At 53.6% G+C, this 26,558-nt stretch carries 28 protein-coding genes and 3 tRNA genes; 22 read left to right on the forward strand and 9 right to left on the reverse strand.

Translation table 11 applies throughout. The features are described from left to right. Positions 1 to 399: 399 nt before the first annotated feature. The 7 genes from SOM48_RS18515 (at position 400) to sdiA (ending at position 6,136) form a co-directional block, all read left to right on the forward strand. Positions 400 to 1,119 carry an RNA polymerase sigma factor FliA gene (locus tag SOM48_RS18515; RefSeq protein WP_023480141.1) on the forward strand — a complete coding sequence of 240 codons (720 nt, stop codon included), beginning with the start codon at positions 400 to 402 and terminating at the stop codon, positions 1,117 to 1,119. Positions 1,120 to 1,181: 62 nt separating this feature from the next. Beyond that, complete coding sequence (gene fliZ / locus SOM48_RS18520; RefSeq protein WP_042717714.1) at positions 1,182 to 1,733, forward strand: flagella biosynthesis regulatory protein FliZ; 552 nt, start codon at positions 1,182 to 1,184, stop codon at positions 1,731 to 1,733. Between the two features lie 80 nt (positions 1,734 to 1,813). Beyond that, positions 1,814 to 2,614, forward strand: coding sequence for a cystine ABC transporter substrate-binding protein (tcyJ, locus tag SOM48_RS18525; RefSeq protein WP_320512743.1), 801 nt, complete (start codon positions 1,814 to 1,816; stop codon positions 2,612 to 2,614). Positions 2,615 to 2,720: 106 nt separating this feature from the next. Next, a complete protein-coding gene (dcyD, locus tag SOM48_RS18530) occupies positions 2,721 to 3,707 on the forward strand; it encodes a D-cysteine desulfhydrase (protein ID WP_139965887.1) in 987 nt (328 codons plus the stop codon). A 19-nt stretch (positions 3,708 to 3,726) separates the two neighbouring features. After that, entirely contained in the window at positions 3,727 to 4,395 is a 669-nt protein-coding gene (tcyL, locus tag SOM48_RS18535; protein WP_023480131.1) for a cystine ABC transporter permease, read from the forward strand. After that, the gene (gene tcyN / locus SOM48_RS18540) at positions 4,392 to 5,144 is read left to right on the forward strand and encodes an L-cystine ABC transporter ATP-binding protein TcyN (protein WP_054803247.1); all 753 of its coding nucleotides are present in this window, start codon (positions 4,392 to 4,394) and stop codon (positions 5,142 to 5,144) included. The genes tcyL and tcyN overlap by 4 nt, the downstream gene beginning before the upstream one ends. 269 nt (positions 5,145 to 5,413) lie before the next feature. Next, complete coding sequence (gene sdiA / locus SOM48_RS18545) at positions 5,414 to 6,136, forward strand: quorum-sensing transcriptional regulator SdiA (protein ID WP_042712095.1); 723 nt, start codon at positions 5,414 to 5,416, stop codon at positions 6,134 to 6,136. 65 nt (positions 6,137 to 6,201) lie between these two features. Here sdiA and SOM48_RS18550 read toward each other — a convergent pair whose 3' ends face one another. Both SOM48_RS18550 and SOM48_RS22775 read right to left on the reverse strand, forming a co-directional pair. Beyond that, positions 6,202 to 6,426, reverse strand: a complete 225-nt coding sequence (locus SOM48_RS18550; protein ID WP_023480046.1) for a DUF2594 family protein — start codon at positions 6,424 to 6,426, stop codon at positions 6,202 to 6,204. Then, positions 6,423 to 6,590, reverse strand: a complete 168-nt coding sequence (locus SOM48_RS22775) for a hypothetical protein (protein ID WP_422653749.1) — start codon at positions 6,588 to 6,590, stop codon at positions 6,423 to 6,425. Before SOM48_RS22775 ends, SOM48_RS18550 begins: the two co-directional genes overlap by 4 nt. Before the next feature lie 298 nt (positions 6,591 to 6,888). Here SOM48_RS22775 and uvrY point away from each other — a divergent pair, with 298 nt between their 5' ends. The 6 genes from uvrY (at position 6,889) to SOM48_RS18580 (ending at position 10,430) form a co-directional block, all read left to right on the forward strand. Continuing rightward, positions 6,889 to 7,545: a UvrY/SirA/GacA family response regulator transcription factor gene (uvrY, locus tag SOM48_RS18555; protein WP_054803248.1), complete on the forward strand. Its 657-nt coding sequence runs from the start codon at positions 6,889 to 6,891 to the stop codon at positions 7,543 to 7,545. Further along, positions 7,542 to 9,374 (forward strand): excinuclease ABC subunit UvrC, encoded by a 1,833-nt coding sequence (uvrC, locus tag SOM48_RS18560; RefSeq protein WP_128482709.1) that lies wholly within the window; start codon positions 7,542 to 7,544, stop codon positions 9,372 to 9,374. Before uvrY ends, uvrC begins: the two co-directional genes overlap by 4 nt. 56 nt (positions 9,375 to 9,430) lie before the next feature. Further along, positions 9,431 to 9,979 carry a CDP-diacylglycerol--glycerol-3-phosphate 3-phosphatidyltransferase gene (gene pgsA / locus SOM48_RS18565; protein WP_023480080.1) on the forward strand — a complete coding sequence of 183 codons (549 nt, stop codon included), beginning with the start codon at positions 9,431 to 9,433 and terminating at the stop codon, positions 9,977 to 9,979. A 148-nt stretch (positions 9,980 to 10,127) separates the two neighbouring features. Further along, positions 10,128 to 10,203, forward strand: a tRNA-Gly gene (locus SOM48_RS18570). 54 nt (positions 10,204 to 10,257) lie between these two features. Beyond that, a tRNA-Cys gene (locus tag SOM48_RS18575) sits at positions 10,258 to 10,331 on the forward strand. Between the two features lie 12 nt (positions 10,332 to 10,343). Beyond that, positions 10,344 to 10,430, forward strand: a tRNA-Leu gene (locus tag SOM48_RS18580). A gap of 155 nt (positions 10,431 to 10,585) precedes the next feature. Here SOM48_RS18580 and SOM48_RS18585 read toward each other — a convergent pair. The 5 genes from SOM48_RS18585 to yecR all read right to left on the reverse strand — a co-directional run bounded on the left by SOM48_RS18585 (position 10,586) and on the right by yecR (position 15,795). Continuing rightward, positions 10,586 to 11,491, reverse strand: coding sequence for a LicD family protein (locus SOM48_RS18585; RefSeq protein WP_312202585.1), 906 nt, complete (start codon positions 11,489 to 11,491; stop codon positions 10,586 to 10,588). Further along, the gene (locus tag SOM48_RS18590) at positions 11,472 to 12,866 is read right to left on the reverse strand and encodes a bifunctional cytidylyltransferase/SDR family oxidoreductase (protein WP_076770076.1); all 1,395 of its coding nucleotides are present in this window, start codon (positions 12,864 to 12,866) and stop codon (positions 11,472 to 11,474) included. Before SOM48_RS18590 ends, SOM48_RS18585 begins: the two co-directional genes overlap by 20 nt. A 423-nt stretch (positions 12,867 to 13,289) precedes the next feature. Beyond that, a complete protein-coding gene (gene tyrP / locus SOM48_RS18595; RefSeq protein WP_320512744.1) occupies positions 13,290 to 14,501 on the reverse strand; it encodes a tyrosine transporter TyrP in 1,212 nt (403 codons plus the stop codon). 254 nt (positions 14,502 to 14,755) lie between these two features. After that, entirely contained in the window at positions 14,756 to 15,253 is a 498-nt protein-coding gene (gene ftnA / locus SOM48_RS18600) for a non-heme ferritin (RefSeq protein ID WP_023480186.1), read from the reverse strand. Positions 15,254 to 15,462: 209 nt separating this feature from the next. After that, positions 15,463 to 15,795 (reverse strand): YecR family lipoprotein, encoded by a 333-nt coding sequence (gene yecR, locus SOM48_RS18605; protein WP_054803324.1) that lies wholly within the window; start codon positions 15,793 to 15,795, stop codon positions 15,463 to 15,465. A gap of 239 nt (positions 15,796 to 16,034) precedes the next feature. Here yecR and SOM48_RS18610 point away from each other — a divergent pair, with 239 nt between their 5' ends. Continuing rightward, positions 16,035 to 16,673, forward strand: a complete 639-nt coding sequence (locus tag SOM48_RS18610; RefSeq protein ID WP_023480165.1) for an RpiB/LacA/LacB family sugar-phosphate isomerase — start codon at positions 16,035 to 16,037, stop codon at positions 16,671 to 16,673. Positions 16,674 to 16,780: 107 nt separating this feature from the next. Here SOM48_RS18610 and SOM48_RS18615 read toward each other — a convergent pair whose 3' ends face one another. After that, entirely contained in the window at positions 16,781 to 18,202 is a 1,422-nt protein-coding gene (locus SOM48_RS18615; RefSeq protein WP_320512745.1) for an MFS transporter, read from the reverse strand. A gap of 216 nt (positions 18,203 to 18,418) precedes the next feature. On the opposite strand from SOM48_RS18615, the gene azuC reads away from it, so the two are divergent. The 8 genes from azuC to otsA all read left to right on the forward strand — a co-directional run bounded on the left by azuC (position 18,419) and on the right by otsA (position 25,820). Beyond that, on the forward strand, positions 18,419 to 18,502 hold the full coding sequence (gene azuC / locus SOM48_RS18620) for a stress response protein AzuC (protein WP_017458329.1): 84 nt from the start codon (positions 18,419 to 18,421) through the stop codon (positions 18,500 to 18,502). 117 nt (positions 18,503 to 18,619) lie between these two features. Next, entirely contained in the window at positions 18,620 to 18,871 is a 252-nt protein-coding gene (locus tag SOM48_RS18625; protein WP_023480161.1) for a DUF2766 family protein, read from the forward strand. A gap of 117 nt (positions 18,872 to 18,988) precedes the next feature. Further along, the gene (locus SOM48_RS18630; RefSeq protein WP_313276630.1) at positions 18,989 to 19,546 is read left to right on the forward strand and encodes a DJ-1 family glyoxalase III; all 558 of its coding nucleotides are present in this window, start codon (positions 18,989 to 18,991) and stop codon (positions 19,544 to 19,546) included. Positions 19,547 to 19,864: 318 nt separating this feature from the next. Beyond that, complete coding sequence (locus SOM48_RS18635) at positions 19,865 to 20,845, forward strand: arabinose ABC transporter substrate-binding protein (RefSeq protein ID WP_128482714.1); 981 nt, start codon at positions 19,865 to 19,867, stop codon at positions 20,843 to 20,845. Positions 20,846 to 20,915: 70 nt separating this feature from the next. Continuing rightward, positions 20,916 to 22,430, forward strand: a complete 1,515-nt coding sequence (gene araG / locus SOM48_RS18640; protein ID WP_054803254.1) for an L-arabinose ABC transporter ATP-binding protein AraG — start codon at positions 20,916 to 20,918, stop codon at positions 22,428 to 22,430. A 14-nt stretch (positions 22,431 to 22,444) separates the two neighbouring features. After that, positions 22,445 to 23,428 (forward strand): L-arabinose ABC transporter permease AraH, encoded by a 984-nt coding sequence (gene araH / locus SOM48_RS18645; protein WP_023480059.1) that lies wholly within the window; start codon positions 22,445 to 22,447, stop codon positions 23,426 to 23,428. Positions 23,429 to 23,614: 186 nt separating this feature from the next. Beyond that, positions 23,615 to 24,421 carry a trehalose-phosphatase gene (gene otsB / locus SOM48_RS18650; protein ID WP_054803255.1) on the forward strand — a complete coding sequence of 269 codons (807 nt, stop codon included), beginning with the start codon at positions 23,615 to 23,617 and terminating at the stop codon, positions 24,419 to 24,421. Beyond that, the gene (gene otsA, locus SOM48_RS18655) at positions 24,396 to 25,820 is read left to right on the forward strand and encodes an alpha,alpha-trehalose-phosphate synthase (protein ID WP_076770072.1); all 1,425 of its coding nucleotides are present in this window, start codon (positions 24,396 to 24,398) and stop codon (positions 25,818 to 25,820) included. Before otsB ends, otsA begins: the two co-directional genes overlap by 26 nt. 42 nt (positions 25,821 to 25,862) lie before the next feature. Here the strand turns inward: otsA and uspC are convergent, their stop codons facing one another. Then, on the reverse strand, positions 25,863 to 26,288 hold the full coding sequence (gene uspC, locus SOM48_RS18660; protein ID WP_076770071.1) for a universal stress protein UspC: 426 nt from the start codon (positions 26,286 to 26,288) through the stop codon (positions 25,863 to 25,865). Between the last annotated feature and the right edge of the window lie 270 nt (positions 26,289 to 26,558).

Below are 26,558 nucleotides of genomic sequence, written 5' to 3' on the forward strand. Positions count from 1 at the left end.
GGGATAGCCCGGATCAGGGCTTTAATGTAAATGAGCGGCGGGGGGAGTCAGGGGGGGAATAACCATCATTTTTCCTCGCTTATCAACGGATAGGGCTGGGTGAAAAAGCGCGATTTTTTGAATAATTTCATTTAAGTCAGAGACTTTGGCTGATTGCCTAACAAAAACTGGCGCCGCACTAAATGGTTTTTGCCATAAGCGAAAATTTTTTTATCCGCTAAATTGTGTCTATTATCCCCTTGATTGATTGGAATTTTCTTGAAAGGTTGTAGGTTTTAAAGCGCGAATTTTCTCTATTGGTGTAAATAACCTGCCATTTCACCCACTATTCATCCGATTAAAACAACTATAGAAACGGATAATTACGCCGATAACTCAATTAACGCAGGGCCGTTTATCGTGAATTCACTCTATACCGCTGATGGTGTAATGGATAAACACTCGCTGTGGCAACGTTATGTTCCTCTAGTGCGTCATGAAGCATTGCGCCTGCAGGTGCGTTTGCCAGCAAGTGTGGAACTGGACGACCTGCTACAGGCGGGCGGCATTGGTCTATTGAATGCAGTAGATCGTTATGACGCTCTGCAAGGAACGGCATTTACCACTTACGCAGTACAGCGTATTCGTGGGGCGATGTTGGACGAGTTGCGCAGCCGCGATTGGGTGCCACGCAGTGTCCGACGTAATGCCCGCGAAGTGGCGCAGGCAATGGGGCAACTAGAGCAAGAGCTGGGACGTAACGCGTCGGAAACAGAAGTGGCGCAGCGTCTTGGTATTCCCGTTGAGGAGTACCGTCAGATGTTGCTCGATACGAACAATAGTCAGCTTTTCTCCTATGACGAATGGCGAGAAGAGCACGGCGACAGTATCGAGCTGGTGACGGAAGATCATCAACAGGAAAACCCGTTATTCCAGTTAATGGAGAGTAATTTACGCCACCGGGTGATGGAAGCGATTGAGTCGCTGCCCGAGCGTGAACAACTCGTCCTGACGCTGTACTACCAGGAGGAGCTGAATCTCAAAGAGATTGGCGCCGTACTGGAAGTCGGGGAATCGCGTGTCAGCCAGCTCCATAGCCAGGCCATTAAGCGCTTACGTACCAAGCTGGGTAAGTTATAGGTCGGTGATACTGCATCGCCCCTGGTAAATGCCGAACAACGCATTGACAACCAGGAGTTATCATGACGGTGCAGCAATCGAAAAGACGGCCATTAAGCCGCTACCTGAAAGACTTTAAACACAGCCAAACGCATTGTGCTCACTGCCACAAACTACTCGACCGTATTACACTGGTACGCCGGGGCGAGATCGTCAACAAAATTGCGATTTCGCGACTGGACATGTTGCTGGATGAAGCCGCGTGGCTACAAGAGCAAAAAGAGTGGGTGGCACTCTGTCGCTTTTGTGGCGATCTGCACTGCAAAGAGCAGAGCGACTTCTTCGATATCATCGGCTTTAAACAATACCTCTTTGAACAGACTGAGATGAGCCACGGTACGGTGCGCGAATATGTCGTGCGTCTTCGCCGCCTTGGTAACCATCTCACTGAACTGAATATCTCCCGCCAACTGCTGGAAGAGGGGTTCCTTGATGAGAACCTCGAACCCTGGCTACCTGCGACCAGCACCAACAATTACCGCATCGCTTTGCGCAAATATGCCCAGTTTAAAGCCCAACAACGCTTTACTGGCGCGCAAAAGATCGCTGTCGGCGCGACATCTGATATATATTAAAAAAGAATGTGTTATCAGGCCGCGGCTGGGCTTAGCACTCAGACGCGGCGCGCTATAGCGAATCTCTTAGTGGGGGAAGAATGAAACTAGCACTTTTGGGTCGTCAGGCATTGATGGGTGTTATGGCTGTCGCGCTGGTGGCCGGTATGAGCGTCAAAACCTTTGCCGCAGAAAATCTGCTGAACAAAGTTAAAGAGCGCGGCACATTATTAGTTGGGCTAGAGGGCACCTATCCGCCGTTCAGTTTTCAGGGTGATGATGGCAAGCTGACCGGTTTTGAAGTGGAGTTCGCCGAAGCCCTGGCGCAGCATCTGGGTGTAAAAGCATCGATGAAGCCGACGAAATGGGACGGCATGCTGGCCTCACTGGACTCAAAGCGCATCGACGTGGTGATAAACCAGGTCACCATCTCCGATGAGCGCAAGAAAAAGTATGACTTCTCAACGCCCTACACCGTGTCCGGTATTCAGGCGCTGGTGAAAAAAGGCAATGAAGGCAGCATCAAATCGCCTGCCGACCTGAAAGGTAAGAAAGTCGGCGTTGGTCTTGGCACCAACTACGAAGAGTGGCTGCGCAAAAATGTGCAGGGCGTCGATATTCGTACCTATGATGATGACCCGACCAAATACCAGGATCTGCGCGTAGGCCGTATTGACGCCATTCTGGTCGACCGCCTGGCGGCGCTGGATCTGGTGAAGAAAACCAAAGATACGCTGGCGGTCGCCGGCGATGCCTTCTCCCGTCAGGAGTCTGGCGTGGCAGTGCGCAAAGGCAACGATGACCTGCTGAAAGCAATCGATGCGGCCATTGCCGAGATGCAGAAAGATGGCACCATGAAGGCGCTGTCAGAAAAATGGTTCGGCGCAGATGTAACGAAGTAATCGTGCTCTGCTAAAAAAGGCGCTTAATCAAGCGCCTTTTTTATTGCTGAGGATATTTCCGTGCATAATAAAACCATTACGTATCTTTGCGGCTTCTGGAGGTTGTATGCCATTACACAATTTGACCCGTTTTCCTCGCCTTGAGTTTATCGGCGCGCCGACGCCGCTCGACTATTTGCCGCGCTTATCGGATTACGTTGGACGCGACATTTATATCAAACGCGATGATGTGACGCCGCTGGCAATGGGCGGCAACAAGCTGCGCAAGCTGGAATTTCTTGCCGCCGATGCGCTGCGTGAAGGCGCCGATACGCTGGTCACCGCCGGCGCAATCCAGTCTAACCACGTGCGCCAGACGGCGGCGGTCGCGGCGAAGCTCGGACTGCACTGCGTCGCGCTGCTGGAAAACCCGACCGGAACTCGCGCGGAAAACTACCTCACCAACGGCAACCGCCTGCTGCTCGACCTCTTTAACGCACAGATTGAGATGTGCGACGCGCTTACCGACCCCGCAGCTCAGCTGAGCGAGCTGGCAACACGCATTGAAGCGCAGGGCTTTCGCCCCTATGTTGTGCCAGTGGGCGGCTCTAACGCGCTGGGGGCGATGGGCTACGTCGAGAGCGCGCTGGAGATCGCACAGCAGTGTGAAGGCGTGCTCGGTCTCTCCTCGGTGGTGGTCGCCTCCGGCAGCGCCGGTACCCATGCCGGGCTGGCGGTGGGGCTGGAACAGTTGATGCCGGACGCAGAGCTGATTGGCGTCACTGTATCGCGCAGCGTTGCGGAGCAAAAACCGAAGGTGGTGACGCTGCAACAGGAGATTGCCCGTCAGCTTGAGCTGAAAGCACAGGCGGATATCCAGCTGTGGGATGACTACTACGCACCAGGCTACGGGCTGCCTAATGATGAAGGGATGGAAGCGGTAAAACTGCTGGCGCGCCTTGAAGGGATCCTGCTCGATCCGGTTTACACCGGCAAAGCGATGGCCGGCCTGCTTGATGGCATTGAGCAGAAGCGCTTTAAAGATAACGGCCCTATTTTATTTGTGCATACGGGCGGCGCACCGGCGCTCTTTGCCTACCATCCTCACCTTTAACGCAGGCAGAAAAACCAGAATGCAAGAGAGCCTACAACTCGTTATCGACTCCGCCCCCTATCTGCTGAAGGGCGCAGTCTTCACCTTACAACTCAGCATCGGCGGCATGTTTTTTGGCCTGTTGCTCGGTTTTTTACTGGCGCTGATGCGCATGTCGAAGCTGCTGCCGCTGCGCTGGCTGGCGCGTTTCTATATCTCTATATTTCGCGGTACGCCGCTTATTGCCCAGCTGTTTATGATCTACTACGGTCTGCCGCAGTTCGGTATCGAACTCGACCCGATCCCGTCGGCGATGATTGGCTTGTCGCTCAATACGGCGGCCTACGCGGCAGAAACGCTGCGTGCGGCGATCTCGTCGATCGACAAAGGGCAGTGGGAAGCGGCAGCCAGTATTGGTATGACGCCGTGGCAAACGCTGCGCCGCGCCATTCTGCCGCAGGCGGCGCGCGTGGCGCTGCCACCGCTCAGTAACAGCTTTATTAGCCTGGTGAAAGACACTTCGCTGGCGGCAACTATTCAGGTGCCGGAGTTGTTTCGCCAGGCGCAGCTTATCACCTCGCGTACGCTGGAGGTCTTCACCATGTATCTGGCGGCATCGCTCATTTACTGGGTGATGGCGACGGTGCTATCGACGTTGCAGAACTACTTTGAAAACCAGCTTAACCGGCAGGAGCAGGATCCGAAATGAGCGCAATCGATGTAAAAAACCTGGTGAAGAAGTTCCAGGGGCAGACGGTGCTGCATGGTATTGATCTGCAGGTGGAAGAGGGCGAAGTGGTGGCGATCATCGGCCCGAGCGGCTCGGGGAAAACCACGCTGCTGCGCAGTATTAACCTGCTTGAGCATCCTGAGAGCGGCTCTATTCGTGTCGGGAATATCACCATCGACGCCACCCGCTCTGTCGGTCAACAGAAAAGTGCCATTCGCGAACTGCGTCAGCATGTCGGTTTTGTGTTCCAGAACTTCAACCTCTTTCCCCACCGCACGGTGCTGGAAAACATTATTGAAGGCCCGGTGATTGTTAAAGGCGAACCGAAGGAGGAGGCGCTGGCACGAGCGCGTGAACTGTTAGCGAAAGTGGGGCTGAGCGGGAAAGAGAACAGCTATCCGCGACGTCTGTCCGGCGGTCAGCAGCAACGCGTGGCAATAGCCCGCGCGCTGGCGATGCGCCCGGATGTGATCCTCTTTGACGAACCTACCTCGGCGCTCGATCCTGAGCTGGTGGGCGAAGTATTGAACACTATTCGTCAGCTGGCGCAGGAGCGACGCACGATGGTGATCGTCACTCATGAGATGAGCTTTGCCCGCGATGTCGCGGACCGGGCGATTTTTATGGATCAGGGGCGCATTGTAGAGCAGGGCGCGGCGAAAACGCTGTTTGCTGAACCAAAGCAGGCGCGCACGCAGCAGTTCCTTGAAAAATTCCTCACCCAGTAAAGCAGATTGCGCGATTCAGCAGTGCCGGGCGCTGAATCGCGACGATTTTACTTAAAGCCTTTATTAAAGTAACCAATTAGCCCACCTATGCCAGGGAAATAATGTTGTCTTTTACGCCTTATTTCCCGCCATTCGCCGTGCTTTAATTCGGCAATAAAGTGAACTCCTTACCAATTATCCCGATATTTTATATTTATAATTAAGTTTTATGTGTTAGCTTATTGTATACAAAAATATGATTAATAAGTGCAGGGGTATTACCGGTCGGTATGCAGCAAAAAGATTTTTTAACCTGGCGTCGTGAAATGATTTCGCGTTTTCAGGAAATGACTGTGGCACAGGACGTTTATACGGAGATCCAGCAGCAGACACAGCTACTGGAGTTTGATTATTACTCGCTTTGCGTGCGGCATCCGGTGCCTTTCACCCGGCCGAAGCTGAGCGTGGAAACCTCATATCCGCCTGGATGGATGGAGCACTATCAGGCAGAGAATTACTTCGCTGTCGATCCGGTGCTGAAGCCTGAAAACTTCATCCAGGGACACTTGCCGTGGAATGACAAACTGTTTCATGATGCGATGACATTGTGGGATGCCGCACGCGACCACGGCCTGCGCAAAGGGGTTTCGCAGTGTTTAATGCTGCCTAACCATGCGCTCGGCTTTCTGTCCGTTTCGCGCTCCAGCCTGTTTGGCAAGACGATGGCCGACGATGAAATAGAGATGCGTTTGCAGACGCTGGTGCAGTTGAGCCTGCTGGCACTGACGCGCCTTGCGGACCATACGGTGATGACACCGGAGATGAAATTCAGTAAACGCGAGCGCGAAATTCTGAAGTGGACGGCAGAGGGGAAAACCTCAGCGGAAATAGCGATGATTCTCTCTATCTCCGAAAACACGGTCAATTTCCACCAGAAGAATATGCAGAAGAAATTTAACGCGCCGAATAAAACGCAAATTGCCTGCTATGCGGCGGCAACGGGAATAATTTAATAGAGTGTGCGACGGAAGTCGCAAAGTGATTCCGGCTGTCAGAGAGCCTGACAGCCGGCGAGTAATTACTGGCGGTAAGCTTGTTTAATTTGCTTAACGGTGCTGGAAAATACGTCGGCATTAGCTTCGTCTTCCATTTGTGCAATTAATCTTTCCATTTTAATAATGACGCGGCCTGCATCAGCCTGACCCATCGCTTGCAGCATCAGGGTAATCATCGACTTCAGGCAAGCGACTTCCTGCGCCAGTTCTTTTGCGTTTTCGGCGGTAGTGAAATCAGGTGTGCTCAATTTATTTTCCTCATTACATTGTCACGGACTTTCGCGACGATTGCTGTTAAGGCCGCGAAGTATACCACAAGGCTTATAAAAAAAAGCAGTGGTTGTTTTTTCACCGCTATAGAAAGTAATTGATTGAGGTCTGGTTGAAAATTACAGCTGTTATATTGTTGCACATCAAATATATGTTTAGCGCGCGTTAAGCGCGGTTAATTGCTGTAACAACTCTATTAGGGTAATTTCTTCTGCATAATCCTGCGTCCTTTGCTAACTTTCTGAAAAGAAAGAATTTATCATTTTACCGCTTCGTTTTTTATATTGAAAAAAGTTTCCAGCTTATGTACAACTTCATTTCCAAAAAAGAGAACAAAAATTGGCGTTCGTTGTTTTTTTGCCTTTCATTATGGGCTAAAAAAAAGCTAATATATGCCGAATTAGTTTTCGCAGCGTTATCCCTTTTCCGGAGATACTCCTTTGATCAACGTACTACTTGTTGATGACCATGAACTGGTGCGCGCAGGGATACGACGCATTCTCGAAGATATTAAGGGCATAAAAGTGACGGGTGAGGTCAACTGCGGTGAAGACGCCATTAAATGGTGTCGTGCCAATGCGGTTGATGTTGTTCTCATGGATATGAATATGCCCGGTATCGGCGGCCTTGAAGCGACGCGTAAAATCGCGCGCGGCAGTGCCGACACAAAAGTCATCATGCTTACCGTTCACACCGAAAACCCCTTGCCCGCCAAAGTGATGCAGGCTGGCGCTGCGGGTTACCTCAGTAAAGGCGCTGCGCCGCAGGACGTGGTTAACGCTATTCGCTGCGTTCACTCAGGCCAACGCTATATCGCTTCTGACATTGCACAACAGATGGCACTTAGCCAAATCGAGCCAGAAAAGACAGATTCACCGTTCGACAGTTTGTCGGAACGTGAATTGCAGATTATGCTGATGATCACAAAGGGCCAGAAGGTCAATGAGATCTCAGAGCAACTGCATCTGAGCCCGAAAACGGTGAACAGCTATCGCTATCGGATGTTCAGTAAACTGAACATTCACGGTGACGTCGAACTGACGCACCTTGCCATTCGCCATGGTTTGTGCAATGCGGAGACGTTAATAAGTCAGTGACTGAAGTTTTTGATTCCAAAGCCTTTCTGAAAACGGTAACCAGTAAGCCCGGTGTCTATCGCATGTATGACACCGGCGGTACCGTTATCTACGTCGGTAAAGCAAAAGACCTGAAAAAACGTCTTTCCAGCTACTTCCGCAGCAATCTCGCCTCGCGCAAAACCGAAGCGCTGGTCGCGCAGATCCAACAGATCGACGTGACCGTCACGCACACGGAGACCGAAGCGCTGCTGCTGGAGCACAACTACATCAAGCTTTACCAGCCTCGCTACAACGTGCTGCTCAGGGACGATAAATCCTACCCGTTTATCTTTCTCAGCAACGATACGCACCCTCGCCTGGCAACCCATCGCGGCGCGAAGCATGCGAAGGGGGAGTATTTCGGCCCCTTCCCGAACGGTTACGCGGTGCGGGAAACGCTGGCGCTGTTGCAAAAAATCTTCCCCGTTCGCCAGTGCGAAAATAGCGTCTATCGCAACCGCTCCCGTCCGTGCCTGCAGTACCAGATTGGTCGCTGCCTTGGCCCGTGCGTCGAGGGGCTGGTGAGCGAAGAGGAGTATGCGCAGCAGGTCGACTATGTGCGGCTGTTCCTCGCTGGCAAAGACGATCAAGTGCTGACCCAGCTTATCGCGCGAATGGAGAAAGCCAGCCAGGCGCTCGATTTTGAAGAAGCCGCGCGCGTGCGCGATCAAATCCAGGCGGTACGGCGCGTAACGGAGAAACAGTTCGTTTCCAATAACGGCGACGATCTCGATGTTATCGGTGTGGCATTTGATGCCGGTATGGCCTGTGTTCATGTGCTGTTTATTCGCCAGGGCAAGGTGCTCGGTAGCCGCAGCTACTATCCAAAAGTGCCGGGCGGCACCGAGCTTGGCGAAGTGGTCGAAACCTTTGTCGGCCAGTTTTATCTGCAGGGTAGCCAGATGCGCACGCTGCCGGGCGAAATCCTGCTCGACTTTGACCTTACCGATAAAACCCTGCTTGGCGATTCTCTTTCAGAGCTGGCCGGGCGTAAAGTCAATGTGCAGACCAAACCGCGTGGCGATCGCGCCCGTTATCTGAAGCTGGCGCGCACCAATGCCGCGACGGCGCTCAGTACAAAACTTTCTCAGCAGTCGACCGTCCATCAGCGCCTTGCCGCGCTGGCGACCGTGCTTAATCTGCCTGCGGTAAAACGCATGGAGTGCTTTGATATCAGCCATACTATGGGCGAGCAGACGGTCGCCTCCTGCGTGGTGTTTGACCCCAACGGGCCGGTGCGCGCCGAGTATCGTCGCTATAACATCACCGGTATCACGCCGGGGGATGACTACGCGGCGATGAACCAGGTGCTGCGCCGCCGCTATGGTAAAGCCATTGAAGAGGACAAGATCCCCGATGTGATCCTGATTGATGGTGGTAAAGGGCAGCTCGGCCAGGCAAAAACGGTGTTTGCCGAACTGGATGTGCCGTGGGATAAACATAAGCCGCTGCTGTTGGGCGTGGCGAAGGGCGCTGACCGTAAAGCCGGTCTGGAAACGCTCTTTTTCGAGCCGGAGGGGGAGGGGTTCAGCCTGCCGCCGGATTCACCCGCGCTGCACGTGATTCAGCACATTCGCGATGAGTCGCACGATCACGCCATCAGCGGACACCGTAAAAAACGGGCGAAGGTCAAGAACACCAGCTCGCTTGAAACCATCGAAGGGGTGGGGCCGAAACGCCGCCAGATGCTGCTGAAGTATATGGGCGGTCTGCAAGGGTTACAGAACGCCAGCATCGAGGAAATTGCGAAAGTGCCGGGCATCTCGCAAGGTCTGGCAGAAAAGATCTTCTACTCGTTGAAACATTAGGGGCTCTGTAGCAACATAGAGCGAAATTTTACGGACAACAGACAGTTAACGCCAACATGCGATTCAATATTCCTACGTTGCTCACCCTTTTTCGCGTCATCCTGATCCCGTTTTTCGTTCTGGCGTTCTATCTGCCGTTCAACTGGGCGCCGTTTGTCTGCGCCCTTATTTTTTGCTGCGCGGCGGTAACCGACTGGTTTGATGGTTATCTGGCGCGTCGCTGGAACCAGAGCACGCGCTTTGGCGCCTTTCTCGATCCGGTGGCCGATAAGGTACTGGTCGGGATCGCAATGGTGCTGGTGGCGGAGCACTATCACAGCTGGTGGGTGACGCTGCCTGCGGCAACAATGATCGCCCGTGAAATTATCATCTCCGCCCTGCGCGAGTGGATGGCAGAGATGGGCAAGCGCAGCCGTGTGGCGGTCTCATGGATCGGTAAAGTCAAAACCACGGCACAGATGGTGGCGCTGGTGTGGCTGCTGTGGCGACCGAACCAGTGGGTGGAGTATGCCGGTATTGCGCTCTTCTTTGTCGCCGCAGTGCTGACGCTGTGGTCGATGCTGCAGTATCTCAACGCTGCGCGCGGCGATCTGCTCGAACCGTGATCGTTTCGTCGCAAATTTCAGCAAACGATCGTGCTTTTGAAAAATATCGTTGACTCATTGCGTCAGGTAAGTAGAATGCAACGCATCGGAAGGCGGCACAGCTTGCCAGAAGATAATAAAATCAAGCGATTACAACACGCCTGATGACGCGGGAATAGCTCAGTTGGTAGAGCACGACCTTGCCAAGGTCGGGGTCGCGAGTTCGAGTCTCGTTTCCCGCTCCAGTTTTACGCATCGGCTGTTACAGCGGGTGCTGGCTGAAAAGCCTGAAGGATTTTGGCGCGTTAGCAAAGCGGTTATGTAGCGGATTGCAAATCCGTCTAGTCCGGTTCGACTCCGGAACGCGCCTCCAATTTCTTCCCGAGCCCGGATGGTGGAATCGGTAGACACAAGGGATTTAAAATCCCTCGGCGTTCGCGCTGTGCGGGTTCAAGTCCCGCTCCGGGTACCATGGGGAAAAAGCAGAATAATCAAAGCAATAAGCAGTGTCGTGAAACCACCGAAAGGTGGTTTTTTTGTGCCTGAAATTTGCTGCCGGGAAGGGTAATCTCAGATTTCTGCAACCGAGGAAGCCCGCAATCAGGCTTCCGGTTTCATGCGCAGCAGTTATGGCTGCGAGGGTAAGCGTGATGGGGACGCTGGCTTGTCATCGCCAATCGCCACAAAGTTGATACGGTGTTCTGTATTGCGTTTTTCCAGCGGCGGCAGCTTCATATAGTCGCCATAGATATTCTCTAAATAACGCTCTGGTTGCGCCGGCACCCGCAAGGCATGCGCCGCAAAGGTGGCACGCACCTCTTTGCTGCCAAAAATTTCACGTTTCACCACCTCTCGTTCGCCATAGACGCCGTACAGATTCCCCACCCACTCGCTTGAATCGACATCACCGTGACCTACGATTTTGTCATAGAGGGTAAAAATAGTGCGGGCCGAGAGGATATTGCTCAACGCCGAAAGAAGGGCAAAGCGTAACTGCACGTTGCCGTTCAACGGTCGCGGATAAAAGCCTTGCTGCTTATTCATCGACAGCGATCGCATCAGGCGAACCGCGCGAAAGAGTAGCTGCCGGCGCCAGCCCGGCGCGGGAATAGCGTCCAGAGGGAATACATCTATACCAATTCCGCGATCGAATGGCTTTTTATAATCCATCACCAGATGAGATTGCGCGTGGGTCACCACAAGAAAAGGGAAGGGCGTGGTCGGGCAATTCTGCGGATGAATAGGTCGTAATGAGTCGGGTAAGCTGTCAAGCAGAGTCAATAAACGCTCGTAGTCAGGCCGCGCGACCACGATATCGATATCATCGTCCCAGGGTATAAAACCGCCATGGCGAAGCGCCCCGAGCAGTGTACCGCCGACTAACCAATAACGGATCCCGTGCCGTTCAAAGAAATCGGTTAATGAAACCAGCACGGCACACGCCTGACGCTGTATATCTTCGATGGGTACGCCAGCGACAAAATAGGCGGCTTCTGCTGCTTCGCCGGCGGGATCAGTTTTTACGTCGTACATCAAACACAGCTCCGGTAAGAGAGGAACACATAGCCTGCAGCGTCGCACGCGCCACGGTTTCGGGATCCAACAGGGTTTCCGGCGGTTCAGCGCCAAAGTTACGCATGCGCATTGGGGTCATGGTCCGTTCCGGGTTGATGCAAAGCACCCGTACATGTTCAGCGGCCCACTCTTCCGCCAGCGCCTGCGTCATATTAACAATCGCGGCTTTGGTCGCACTGTAAACAGCATAAAAGGCGCGTCCACGGGTGTAGGAGCTGGACGCGAAATTAATCAGGCAGCCTTGGGTCGCCCGTAACCATGGGTAGGCTTCCTGAGAAAGCGTAATTGCCGCAGTGAGGTTAGTGGCAATAACTTGCCCTATTTCTACGGCGCTGAGGTGCGTTAAGGGTTTTTTGATCAGCAGCGCGGCAGTATTAATAACAGCGTCTATCTTTCCTTCCTGCGCCGCAACGGTGGCCAGCAGATCGTGAACCTGGTTTTGCTGAGTGATATCCAGGCCATCCAGAGTACGGCTGGCCCCATACACACGGGCGCCATAGCGCTGAGCAAGATCGGCTACCGCAGCACCGATACCGGAACTGGCACCAATCACTACCACGACTTTGCCCTCAAGCTGGCTCAGAGTGCTCTCATCCTGCACCGCCTGGGTAGTGCGTAATTGCAGCAGTTTCTCCGCAAAAAAGAGATCGATGCTATCGGTGATTTTGATATTAGCGGCATCGCCGAGAACGGTACCAATGGCGACTTCAGGCATTTCGCGGCGCACTACGCCACAATCACACGTAACGCCAACAAATCCTCGTGCGATGACGCGCTGGTAAGCTTCGCGCAGCACACCGAGATGAAAGCCTTGCGGCGTTTGACCACGGCGAAGACGGCTACGATCGGGAATATCCGCTATCTGCTGGCGATCGTTAACTTCGACAATCGTATCGCTGGCTGGGATCACCACATCAACCGCGGCGTACTCATCCAGGGCAGATAAGAAGCGCGCCAGCGTAGGTTGGTCAAGCAAAGGGCGAGCGGCATCGTGCGTAAGCACTTTAGCGTCTGCGCTAAACTCTGTCAGGGCCGCCAGTGCTGATGCGGTAGAGTCGGCGCGATCGCGCCCACCTTCGACAATCTTCATCACTTTGCGCCAGTCATTACGCATGGTCACTTCCCAAAGGGTATCCTGATAACCGGCAGGTACTACGATGATAATGTGATCCACCGCGTCACACTGTTCGAATACCTCAACCGTATATTCAATCACCATACGTCCGGCCAGTTTAACAAACTGTTTGGGAACCTCACCGCCGAAACGCAAGCCGCGTCCACCGGCTAAAATGACGGCAATCGTTTTTATGGGGGGATGTTGTAGATCGCTCATACGGCGTCCTCTAATTCTGGCGATAAGCATTCAGCCACATGACATGGCGTGTCGACGAACGGATGAGCGGGTGGCCCTGCCATCAGAGATTCAGATAAGGTAATAAAAAATAAGAATCGATGAATTGTAACGGGATGATGCAATATAGATCTAGTGAATGTTACTGGTGTGATAAATATCAAAAAATTGATGTTTTATTTTATCTCTTTGAAAAACAATGTTTTTTAAAAATAAAAATCACGGAGAATATGAATTACCCTATCTTTACCGTCTTATTCCGGCGATTGAATGATAATGCGGTGAGCATATAGCAGGACGTAAAAAAGGAAATATTGCTGTAAATAGACAATGGCAGCACTGCACAATACTCATTGCTCGCGAAAGGGGACGCACGCACCATTAAGTGCGTACGTAAAGCTGGCCTTAGCCAACCTGCGGCAACCATCCTGCCACAATCAAAAACTGAATAGTAATAATGGCGATACCGCAGGCGAAGATCAGGCACAGCGCCGGTTTCCCGCCCAGCACGCGATAGCCACTTTGCGGATGGTGTTTGCGGCTCTGCCACGCCAGCATCGATGGCAGCAGCAGGGCTAATACCGCAAGCGCAACGCCTGCATAACCGAGTGCCATCACAAAACCGCGCGGGTAGAAGAGGGCAAACGCCAGTGGCGGCAGGAAGGTAATGATGCCGGTTTGCAAACGGCCGCTGACACTATTACGGCGGCGAAAGAGATCGGCCAGGTAATCGAACAGACCCAGCGACACGCCGAGAAATGAGGTGGCCAGCGCCAGATCGGCGAAGAGGTGGATCGCCAGCTCAACATGCGCAGAGGCGACGACATCGCGCAGCGCCAGCAACAAGCCATTAAGCCCTGACTGGCTGGCAAGCAGGCCGATAAAAGTATGGGAGTCGATGCTGCCAAGGGTCGCCAGCTGCCAGAAGATATAAGCCACCAGCGGAATTGCACTACCGGTAATAAATACTTTGCGCAGCTGGCGAATGTTACCGCCCATATAGCTGACGATGCTCGGCACGCTGCCGTGAAAACCAAACGAGGTAAAAATTACCGGTAACGCCGAGAGCGCCAGCCCTTTTTCCAGCGGCATAGTCAGCAGGTTCGCCTGGTGTACGTGCGGCATTAACAGCGCCAGCATGATCACTAAAAAGAGGATTTTGGCGCTGAAGAGAAAACGGTTAAAGAGATCGACCAGTGAGGTGCCGATGCAGACCACGCCGCCAGCGACCAGTGTAAAGATCAACACGCCTGCGCTTGAGGAGAGCGAAACGTTGAACCACTCACTGATACTTGAAGCGAGCAATTCACCAGCACCGCTGATATAGGCAGCCGTTAGCGCATACATCAGAAACATCATGCTGAAGCCGGTGATCAACTGCCCGTAACGACCCAGATAGCGCTGCGCCAGTGTGCCGAGCCCGGTTTCAGCCGGAACATGCTGATAGACCTCAAGCAGCAGCAGGGCGGTATAACACATCACTGCCCATAAGATGAAAAGCAGCCCCAGCGTGGTTGCAAACCCTACGCCCGCCGCTGCCAGCGGCATCGCCAGCATACCCGCACCAATGGTGGTGCCAGCGACAATAAATACACTTCCAAGTGCCCGATTTTTCACACTTTCCTCTATCACTTAACTCACTGCACACGCAATACGCGGCGCAGAGTAAGATAATTCCACCGTTTCGTCAAATGACCGTTACATCTGTTGTAATCTTTTCTTTACGATTTGTCAGGCGAACGAGAAGGAGCTACCACCGAGGGTGTTGAGTGCGGAATCAGGCAGTGTGTTGCAGCAGGGGGATAAGCAGAGGGAAATGTTCTGGAGCAGAAGAAAAAGGCGGTACAGAATTAACTGAACCGCCTTTATTATTAATTTTGTGCGTCGAGGGTCGCCAGCTCTTTATCAATAAAGTAGAGGCCTTCACCACTTTTACCCGCCAGCGTTAATTTATCAATTACCGATTTAAAGAGTTTCTCTTCTTCATGCTGCTCGGCAACATACCACTGCAGGAAATTAAAGGTCGGATAATCCTGCGACATCATCGCAACGTGCGCCAGCTCATTAATTTTTTGGGTAATATGCTGCTCATGTTCGTAGGTCGCGCGGAACAGTTCATCAAGGGAAGCGTACTCAGCAACCGGTGAGGCAATATTCGCGATGCGCGGCAGGCTGCCGGTGTCCGTCAGGTAGTCGAACAGGCGCTGCATATGGGTCATCTCTTCCTGCGCGTGGCGGCGCAGAAACGCGGCAGCACCTTCAAAACTGTGATAGCTGCACCATGCGCTCATCTGTTGATAGAGCAGGGAGGAGAAGAGTTCCAGATTCATCTGTTCGTTGAGTTTTTCAATCATCTCTGCTTTTAACATCGCACGGCTCCGGAATTAAAAATATAACAGGGGAAAGTGCCGCCACTATAATTTGTTATTTAATTATTTGCAAAAGGTAAAATAATAAAACGTTTGATTAATAAAGAGAATGCGAATAACACGCATTGCCGGGGTAATATTTAAATGAATGAGAATTGTTTTTATTATTAATAAAAGAAAAAGCCAGCGCTAATGGCTGGCTTAAGAATTTACCAGGCCGCGCGGTTGGGATCGATAGCGATACCGCGACACTGATATTGAATGGTGATTTTGGTGTTCATGCAGCCTGAACCGCTGATCAAACTACAGGTCTGCACTGGCTGGCCAAACGCCACGGCGGTGGCATAGCCCAACTGCTGGCACTGTTTGTTGGCGGTGCCCTGCGCGACGTACTCATCATAACGCGCGGTCTGCATCATCTGCTGATTAAAGCTCAGACGTACCACACCGCTGGTGGTGTCCACGCTGCTCACTTCTGCTTCTTTGGTGATGGTGCACCCGGCAAGGAGTAACAGCGTGGCGGCAATAAGGACTCTCTTCATGACGTTGCTCTGCTTCATTTTTTGCATCTTCTCATCTTAATCGCCCCCTTTGTGCGGCAATCGACGGAATAACCCCCCGAACACCCTCTACTAATCAGGACGGCTCAAGCGGGCCGCTCAAAACTGTGAGGCGGCTTTTGATTTTTAAAACCATTTTTCACTAAATTTGAAAGTATGTTTGTGAGGTAGTAAGGTTTAGGTAACCTTTGCTATCCGAAGCACGTCTACAGGAGATGAAAATGAAAATTGCACTGATGATGGAAAACAGCCAGGCGGCGAAAAACGCCATCATTCTCAAAGAGCTGAAAACCGTAGCCGATGAGAAAGATTTCCCGGTGTATAACGTCGGCATGAGCGACGAAAATGACCATCATCTGACCTATATCCACCTCGGTATTATGGCCAGCATTCTGCTCAACTCTAAAGCGGTGGATTTCGTGGTGACCGGCTGCGGCACCGGGCAGGGCGCGCTGATGTCGCTGAACATCCATCCGGGCGTGGTCTGCGGTTACTGTATTGATCCGGCCGATGCGTTCCTGTTCGCGCAGATCAACAACGGTAACGCGCTCGCGCTGCCGTTTGCTAAAGGCTTTGGCTGGGGCGCTGAACTGAACGTGCGCTTTATCTTTGAGAAAGCCTTTACCGGACGCAACGGCGAAGGTTATCCGCCGGAGCGTAAAGAGCCGCAGGTGCGCAACGCTGGCATTCTGAACCAGGTAAAAGCAGCGGTGGTGAAAGAGAACTATCTCGATACGCTGCGCGCCATCGATCGCGAGCTGGTCAAAACCGCCGTCTCCGGCGAGCGTTTCCAGCAGTGCTTCTTCGAGAACTGCCAGAATAAAGAGATCGAAGCCTTCGTACGTGAAGTGCTGGCCTGATAACTCCTTTGCCTGATGGCGCTACGCTTATCAGGCCTACGGGGAGCAAATTTCTGCATCGCCCCCGTAGGCCGGATAAGGCGTAAGCCGCCATCCGGCATTGCTGTTTAACGGCTTTTCTGCGACACCGCGCTGCCGGCATCCTTCGTCAAACGCAGCGTATCAATCATTCCCACCAGACAGATCAACGCAATAAAGACAAACGCCAGCCGGAAACTAATCCCTTCCATCGCGGCGATCCCTAACCAGCCGCTGATATGCTCGCCAATTCGAATGCCAATCGCGCCAAGCGTAATGCCAAGACCCACCGCCAGCTGTGTCGCCGTGCTAAACAGCGTATTGGCATAGCTCATCTGCGCGGAAGGCACATCGGCAAAGGCCAGCGTACTGACGCCGGTAAACTGCACCGAGCGAAAAACGCCGCCAAGATAGAGGATGATAAACACCAGCCAGACCGGGGTATCGGCGGTGAGGAAGGCGCAGGCCAGCAGCGCAATCACATTTAGCGCGCCGTTAATCAACAGCAGCTTACGAAAGCCCAGCCAGCGGATAAGCGGCGTTGTCGCCGGTTTAATGGATAAATTCCCGGCAAACACCGCCAGCACCAGCAGCCCGGCGTGGAAGGGATCCATCCCAAACCCGACCTGAAACAGCAGCGGCAGCAGAAACGGCACCGCGCTGATCGAGGCGCGAAACAGCGAGCCGCCATACATGGTGACGCGAAAGGTCGGCACCTGCATCGCGTCGAGGCGGATCATCGGCCACGCATGGCGGCGAAAATGGCGCAGCGTAAAGGTAAACATCACTCCTCCGAGAATCAGCAGTGCCAGCGTCAATCCACCCTGCGGGTGTTGCGAACCGAGCGCTTCCATTGCGTAAACCAGGCTCACCATCGCGATGCTGGTGGTGAGAAAGCCGGTTAAGTCGAAGGGGCGGCGCTCCTCTTCGCGGATGTTGGGAATAATGCGCAGCGCAAGCGCCATCCCCAGCAGGCCGAGGGGAACATTAATAAAGAAGATCCAGCGCCAGTCTGCGTAGTGGGTAATAAACCCGCCGAGCGGCGGGCCGATAATCGGTGCCACCAGCGCAGGCCAGGTCAGCGTGGCGATAGCAGTAATGAGTTGATGTTTCGGCGTGGTACGCAGCACCGCCAGCCGCCCGACCGGCACCATCAGCGCGCCCCCCATCCCCTGCAAAATGCGCATCGCCACAAACATCTCGACACTGGTGGAGAGGCCGCACAGCACCGAGGCGAAGGTGAAGATGGCCAGCGCCAGGGTAAAGATGGTGCGAGCGCCGAAACGATCGGCGATCCAGCCGCTGGCAGGGATTAGCACGGCAAGGGTGATCAGATAGGCGCTGATGCCGATATTGAGCGCCACCGCTTCGACGCCGAAGGTTTTTGCCATATCCGGCAGCGCGGTGGCGATCACCGTGCCATCAATAAACTCCATAAAGAAGGCGCCTGCTACCAGTAATGCAGCGGGAGAAACCGCGCCTCGCGTTTGCACAGGGGAACTGTCGGTCATTAAGGCTCTGCCATCCACAAAAAAATAATTGAAGAAGCTAAAAATATTTTTAGCGCGCTAACTGCCGGATTTGTCATCAGATTGCCAATAAAACTACGCCATTTTCGATTTTTGAAACGTGATTTCGATCGCAGATGGATTGATTTTTGTGACGGGCGTCATATTATGTCGCCCATTAAGGCTCAACACCTGCCTGACTATTTGCCGGAGTGAATAATGAAACTGCGTAAAATCCTGAAGCATATGTTCGAAACCTATTGCAAGACGTTCAAAGACGTACCGCCTGGCGCGATGTTCTGAGAATAAAAGAACCTGCTGCGGCAGGTTTTTTTGTCTCTGCGCAACGCGGCCGCGCGCAAAACTACTCTTGCCCGCCGTTTCCCGCTACTATGGCGCCCTTTCAATAAGGAGCTTCCCATGTCGCAAAATACCCCCGCCGACCAGGAGCTGGTCTCTGACGTTGTCGCCTGCCAGCTGGTCATCAAACAGATCCTAGATGTGATTGACGTTATCGCGCCGGTTGAAGTGCGTGAAAAAATGGCTAACCAGCTTAAAACCATCGACTTCTCGACCCATCCTGCCGCCGCCGATCCGGTGACGCGCCGGGCGATTCAAAAAGCCATTGCGCTGATTGAACTGAAGTTCACCCCGCAGGGCGAAGCGCACTAACGCGCACTTTATCGAATCCCGGCAGCGGGTCTGTGACGCAGCGAAGATTTTGAAACGCTGTTTTGATCAACAATAACTCCACCTGTTTCACCTGACCTCAACGGCAAGGAGTCGGTCATGAAAAAAGTGGCGGTATTGTTAGCGCCGGGTTTTGAAGAAGCGGAAGCGATTATCACCATTGATATTTTGCGCCGCTTAGAGATTGAAGTAGAGACGCTGGCCTGCGCGGATTCCCGCGCGGTGGTCAGCTATCACGCCATTCCCATGGTGGCAGACAGCACCTTGTCCGAGCGGCAAGAGATGCTGTTTGATGCCATCGTCCTGCCCGGCGGGCCGCAGGGCAGCGTCAACCTCGCCGCCAGTAGCGACGTCGTGCAATTTATTAAAGCCCACGATGCGGCGGGTAAACTGATCTGCCCCATCTGCTCCGCCGCTGCGCGCGTGCTGGGCGGCAATAATCTGCTGAACGGGCGTCGGTATGTTTGCTCCGGCGATCTCTATCAACAGGTGCGCGACGGTGAGTATGTCGATGCGCCCGTCGTTGAGGATGGCAACCTGATCAGCGGCAAAGGGCTGGGACACGCTTTCGACTTCGCTTTCACCCTCGCAGCGCGCCTGTTGGGTGACGAAAAGCCCGTTTGCGATCACGCCGATCATATCTACTACCGCTGGTAATCGTTTCGCCCGGCCGCGCCCTGCGGTCGGGTACAAGGATAAGCTGGCTGACGTTATGGATTATCCTGCTTTCACCCTTGCGATTTGTCTGACAAAAGCCGCTGACTTTATGGCTAAATCCGCTGAATTTATGTACGGAATTACTGTAATTCAGCCGTGTGATGCCGCTCTCCTATGGAGAATCAATTTCCCGCTAAAACTATTTCCAGCACAGATGTCCATCTGATGCATGGGCGCTAATGCCTTGTTTTTTGAACTTTTAACAATAGCAATTATTTCTGTTTCCTACATAAAAGCGTGTTTAAGCCGGAGTTTACCATGCACAAATTCACTAAAGCGTTGGCGGCCATCGGCCTGGCTGCCGTTATGTCACAATCCGCTATCGCTGAAACCATGAAGCTCGGGTTTCTGGTTAAACAGCCGGAAGAACCCTGGTTCCAGACTGAGTGGAAATTCGCTGACAAAGCGGGCAAAGAGTTAGGTTTCGAGGTGATTAAAATCGCCGTCCCGGATGGCGAAAAAACGCTGAACGCCATTGATAGCCTGGCGGCCAGCGGCGCGAAAGGATTTGTCATCTGTACGCCGGATCCGAAACTGGGCTCCGCCATCATGGCGAAAGCACGCGGTTACGACATGAAAGTGATTGCTGTCGATGACCAGTTCGTCAACGCCAAAGGCAAGCCGATGGAGACCGTTCCGCTGGTGATGATGGCAGCCAGCGAAATCGGCGCGCGCCAGGGCGAAGAGCTTTATAAAGAGATGCAAAAACGCGGCTGGGATGTGAAAGAGACCGGCGTGATGGCAATTACTGCGAACGAACTCGACACCGCTCGTCGCCGTACCTCCGGCTCGATGGACGCGCTGAAAAAAGCGGGCTTCCCGGAAAAACAGATCTACCAGGTACCGACTAAATCTAACGATATCCCCGGCGCATTCGATGCCGGTAACTCCCTGCTGGTACAGCACCCGGAAGTGAAACACTGGCTGGTGCTCGGTATGAACGATAACACCGTGCTGGGCGGCGTGCGCGCCACCGAAGGCCAGGGCTTTAAAGCGGCAGATGTGATTGGCATCGGTATTAACGGTGTCGATGCGGTGAGCGAGCTGTCGAAAGGGCAGGCCACCGGCTTCTATGGCTCTCTGCTGCCAAGCCCGGACGTACATGGCTACAAAACCAGCGAACTGCTCTACAACTGGGTGACCAAAGGCGTTGAGCCGCCGAAGTTCACTGCGGTGACCGATGTGGTGCTGATTACCCGCGATAATTTCAAAGAAGAGCTGGCGAAGAAAGGACTGTAAGGCTCTGTCGGTTGCGCTCCCCGTGCAAACGGGGAGCCTGTCGTACCCTCAACTGCTTCACGGAGACGTTATGCAACACTCCACTCCCTATCTCTCGTTTCGCGGCATCAGCAAAACCTTTCCCGGCGTCAAAGCGCTGAGCGATATCACCTTTGACTGTTATGCCGGGCAGGTGCACGCGCTGATGGGCGAAAATGGCGCGGGGAAATCCACCCTGCTAAAAATCCTTAGCGGTAACTACGCGCCCACCGGCGGCACGCTGGCGATCAAAGGCGAAGAGGTGGTGTTTAGCGACACCACTGCGGCGCTGAATGCCGGTGTGGCGATCATCTATCAGGAGCTGCACCTGGTGCCGGAGATGACCGTCGCGGAAAATATCTACCTTGGTCAACTGCCGCAAAAAGGCGGCATTGTGAACCGCTCGCTGCTCAACTACGAAGCGGGCCTGCAATTACAGCATCTGGGGCTGGATATCGATCCCCAGACGCCACTTAAGTATCTCTCTATCGGTCAATGGCAGATGGTGGAGATTGCCAAAGCGCTGGCGCGCAACGCCAAAGTGATCGCCTTTGACGAACCGACCAGTTCCCTTTCGGCACGTGAAATCGACAACCTGTTCCGCGTGATCCGCGAACTGCGCAAAGAGGGCAGGGTGATCCTCTATGTTTCCCACCGTATGGAGGAGATTTTTGCCCTCAGCGACGCCATTACCGTCTTTAAAGATGGCCGCTACGTGCGCACCTTTAGCGATATGCAGCAGGTAAACCACGATCAGCTGGTGCAGGCAATGGTTGGGCGCGAGCTTGGCGATATCTACGGCTGGCAGCCGCGCCCCTGTGGCGAAGAGCGTCTGCGCCTGGAGCAGGTGAAAGCGCCGGGCGTACGCACGCCCATCAGTTTAAACGTGCGCAGCGGCGAAATCGTCGGCCTCTTCGGTCTGGTCGGTGCCGGACGCAGCGAGCTGATGAAAGGGCTGTTCGGCGGGACGAAGATCACCGAAGGGCAGGTCTTTATCGATGGCGAAGCGATCAACATCCAGAAACCGGCCCACGCCATTCGCGCAGGGATGATGCTCTGCCCGGAAGATCGTAAAGCCGAAGGGATTATCCCGGTGCACTCGGTGCAGGAGAACATCAATATCAGCGCCCGGCGCAAATACATCCGCGCAGGCTGCCTGATTAACGATGGCTGGGAGAGCGAGAACGCCGCGCACCATATTCGCGCGCTCAATATCAAAACCCCCGGCGCCGAACAGCTGATTATGAATCTCTCCGGCGGCAACCAGCAGAAGGCGATCCTCGGTCGCTGGCTGTCGGAGGAGATGAAAGTGATCCTGCTTGATGAGCCGACGCGCGGTATTGATGTGGGTGCCAAGCATGAGATCTATAACGTGATATACGCGCTGGCCGCGCGTGGCGTCGCGGTGCTCTTTGCTTCAAGCGACTTGCCCGAAGTGCTCGGCGTTGCCGACCGCATCGTGGTGATGCGCGAAGGGGAGATTGCCGGTGAGGTGCTACACGGACAGAGTGATGAACAGCAGGTGTTGAGCCTGGCTATGCCAAAAGTGAGCCAGGCGGTCGCCTGAGTGAGGAGAATACGATGTCATCTTTAACAACGGCCCGCGCGCCGAAAAAGTCGCCCTTTAGCGTCGGGCGAATCTGGGATCAGTTTGGCATGCTGGTGGTTTTCGCGGTGCTGTTTATCGGCTGCGCGGTATTTGTGCCGAACTTCGCCTCCTTCGTCAATATGAAGGGGCTGGGGCTGGCGATCTCGATGTCCGGGATGGTCGCCTGCGGCATGCTCTTCTGCCTCGCCTCCGGCGATTTCGATCTCTCGGTCGCCTCGGTGATTGCCTGTGCCGGTGTGACCACGGCGGTGGTGATTAACCTTAGCGAAAGCTTGTGGATTGGCGTCGCCGCTGGTCTGCTGCTCGGTGTGGTCAGCGGCTTTATTAACGGCTTCGTCATTGCCCGCTTAAAGATCAACGCCCTGATCACAACCCTTGCAACCATGCAGATTGTGCGCGGGCTAGCTTATATCATCTCTGACGGTAAAGCGGTCGGCATTGAAGATGAGCGCTTCTTCGAGCTTGGCTACGCAAACTGGCTGGGCTTGCCTGCGCCAATCTGGCTGACGGTTGGCTGCCTGATTATCTTCGGCTTCCTGCTTAACCGCACCACCTTTGGCCGCAACACGCTGGCGATTGGCGGTAATGAAGAGGCGGCGCGGCTGGCGGGTGTGCCGGTGGTACGCACCAAAATTATCATCTTTGTGCTTTCCGGGCTGGTCTCGGCTGCGGCGGGGATTATTCTCGCTTCGCGCATGACCAGCGGACAGCCGATGACCTCCATCGGTTATGAGCTGATTGTCATCTCGGCCTGCGTATTGGGTGGAGTTTCGCTTAAGGGCGGCATAGGAAAAATCTCGTATGTAGTGGCAGGTATTCTGATTCTTGGCACCGTCGAAAACGCCATGAACCTGCTGAATATCTCCCCCTTCTCTCAGTACGTCGTACGCGGTCTGATCCTGCTGGCAGCAGTGATCTTCGACCGTTACAAGCAGAAAGCGAAGCGCACAGTGTGATGCTAACTGCTTAAATTATCGACACAACCTTTCAGTGTAATTCCCCCTTTAACCAGCCGCTAATGCGGCTGGTCTTTCATTGTTAAAATGGCGAGCAGCGTCACACTGTCTATACTTACATGGCTAATGATAATGGGGCCGTAGATTAATAACGGCTCACACGATGACTGTAAGGAGGAAACAAGGGTGGACGACGCGTTATCAAAACCGCCTCTCTTTTCCGGTGATTTTGCCTTTTTTTTCGATTTGGATGGCACCCTCGCTGATATTAAACCGCGCCCGGATGATGTTTTCATTCCGGAACAGGTGCTGACCAGACTTTCATTGCTTGCAGAGATGAATAACGGCGCGCTGGCGTTGATTTCAGGGCGCTCCATTAGCGAGCTTGATGAGCTCGTTAAACCGTATCGTTTCCCGCTTGCCGGTGTTCACGGCGCAGAGCGGCGCGATATCTCAGGTCAAACTGAACGGGTGACATTACCGAAAGAGGTGCTTATTCCGCTGGAGCAGGCGCTTCGGCAAGGGCTGGCGTCGCTTGACGGCGTCGTGCTGGAAACCAAAGGGATGGCATTCGCACTGCACTATCGCCAGGCACCGCAGCATGAAGACGCGGTCTTTGCCCTGGCACAACAGATGGTTGACACCTTCCCGCAACTTGCCATGCAGCCAGGCAAATGTGTGGTTGAGCTGAAACCATCAGACATTCATAAGGGCGCGGCCATTGAAGCCTTTCTGCGCACGCCGCCCTTCACCGGCAGGAAACCGGTGTTTCTTGGTGACGATCTTACTGATGAGCATGGTTTTGAAACCGTCAATAAACTGGGCGGTATCTCGATTAAAGTCGGTTCAGGCGAAACCCACGCACAGTGGCGGCTGAACGATGTCCGGGATGTTCATCACTGGTTGGAACGTATGTCCGAGTATCAAAAACAAGAAGAAAAGGCGCTAACAAACAGGAGAGATGGCTATGAGTCGCTTAGTCGTAGTATCTAATCGAATTGCACCGCCTGATGATAAAAAAGCCAGTGCTGGCGGACTGGCAGTCGGTATTTTGGGCGCACTGAAAGCCGCAGGCGGCGTCTGGTTTGGCTGGAGCGGCGAAATCGGCGATGAAGATCAACCGTTGAAAGAGGTGAGCAAAGGGAACATTACCTGGGTCTCCTTCAACCTCAGCGAAGAGCATCACGAGCAGTATTACAATCAGTTTTCAAACGCCGTGCTGTGGCCCGCTTTCCACTACCGTCTCGACCTGGTGAAATTCCAGCGCGAAGCGTGGGATGGCTATCAGGAAGTGAACGCCTTACTGGCTGATAAGCTGGTGCCGCTGCTGAAAGAAGATGACATTCTCTGGATCCACGACTATCACCTGCTGCCGTTTGCCAGCGAGCTGCGTAAACGCGGCGTGAAAAATCAGATTGGCTTCTTCCTGCACATTCCTTTCCCGACGCCGGAGATCTTCAACGCGCTGCCGCCACATGCGGAGCTGCTGGAGCAGCTGTGCGATTATGATCTGCTCGGCTTCCAGACTGAGAGCGACCGCACCGCGTTCCTCGACAGCGTGTCGATGCAGACGCGCCTCAGCACGCGTAACAGTAAAGAGCACATGGCGTGGGGCAGAAATTTCCGTACCGAAGTCTACCCAATCGGTATTGAGCCGAATGAGATCGCTCAGCAGGCATCGGGCCCGCTGCCGCCTAAGCTTGCGCAGCTGAAAGCCGAGCTGAAGAATGTGAAGAACATCTTCTCCGTTGAGCGTCTGGACTACTCCAAAGGGTTGCCTGAGCGTTTCCTCGCCTATGAGACGCTGCTGGAGAAGTTCCCCGAGCACCACGGCAAAATCCGCTATACGCAGATTGCGCCGACCTCACGCGGCGAAGTGCAGGCTTATCAGGATATTCGTCACCAGCTGGAGACGGAAGCGGGGCGCATTAACGGTAAATATGGCCAGCTTGGCTGGACGCCGCTCTACTACCTCAACCAGCATTTCGATCGCAAAGTGTTGATGAAGGTCTTCCGCTATGCCGAAGTGGGTCTGGTCACGCCATTGCGTGACGGGATGAACCTGGTAGCGAAAGAGTATGTGGCGGCGCAGGATCCGGAAAACCCGGGTGTGCTGGTGCTGTCGCAATTTGCCGGTGCGGCAAATGAGCTGACCTCCGCGTTGCTGGTCAACCCTTACGATCGTGACGATGTGGCTGCGGCGCTTGACCGTGCGCTGCGCATGCCGCTGGCAGAGCGTATTTCGCGCCATGCGGAGATGCTGAAGATCATTCAAGAGAATGATATCGACCACTGGCAGGAGAGGTTTATCAGCGACCTAAAGCAAATCTCGCCACGTAGCGCGCAGAGCGAGCTACAAAACAAAGTGGCGACCTTCCCGAAACTGGCTTAAGCCGTAAAACAGAACGCTCCCGCAAAATCGGGAGCGTTTTTTTTATCCTTCCAGTGACACCAGCAGCACATCCACTTCGCTCGTCTTCACAATACTCTTCGCCGAACAGGCCGCGCGCGAGAAAAAGGTCTGGTTATGGTTGCCGCATATCACCAGATCGACACCCTTCGTACGGCAGACATGCGATATATGCTCACATAATTCGCCGGTGGCGATAAGCGTCTGTTCAATCGGATAATGTGCACTGGTTACAAGTTCGTTAAGAAACTGTTGCAATTCTTCCTGCAACAGAGTTCGGACACTCTCCATCATCGGCGCAGCAAGCTGATTATAGAGTTCAGGGTCGGCGGCAAGGGTAATTAAGGTGATGCGGGCGTGAGAAGGGCGAGCAATATCAATCGCTTTGGCGAGCAGCTGACGACTTTCGGGTGTCATCGCTACCGCAACCAGAAGATGCGCGTAGGCCATTGCGTTCTCCACGGAGTATTCCAGTTTTTCTCACCATTACTCTGTTTCACGCTCCAGTGCAAGCCACAAACATTGCTGCTATGTGAAGGCAATCATAAATATTCATTAATTATTCTTACGTAACAGAGCGTACATATAATAAGCAAGTTAACCAAAATTGAATACCTATCTGAAATTTAAAGAATATATCGCTAAATTCCTCCGCCGATCATCAGGCTCATTAACGAAAATGAAATGGTTACTTAAGTCAACTAATTAGCCACGCTAAAA

This window comes from Kosakonia sp. CFBP8986 (assembly GCF_034044935.1).
GTDB classification, from domain to species: domain Bacteria; phylum Pseudomonadota; class Gammaproteobacteria; order Enterobacterales; family Enterobacteriaceae; genus Kosakonia; species Kosakonia cowanii.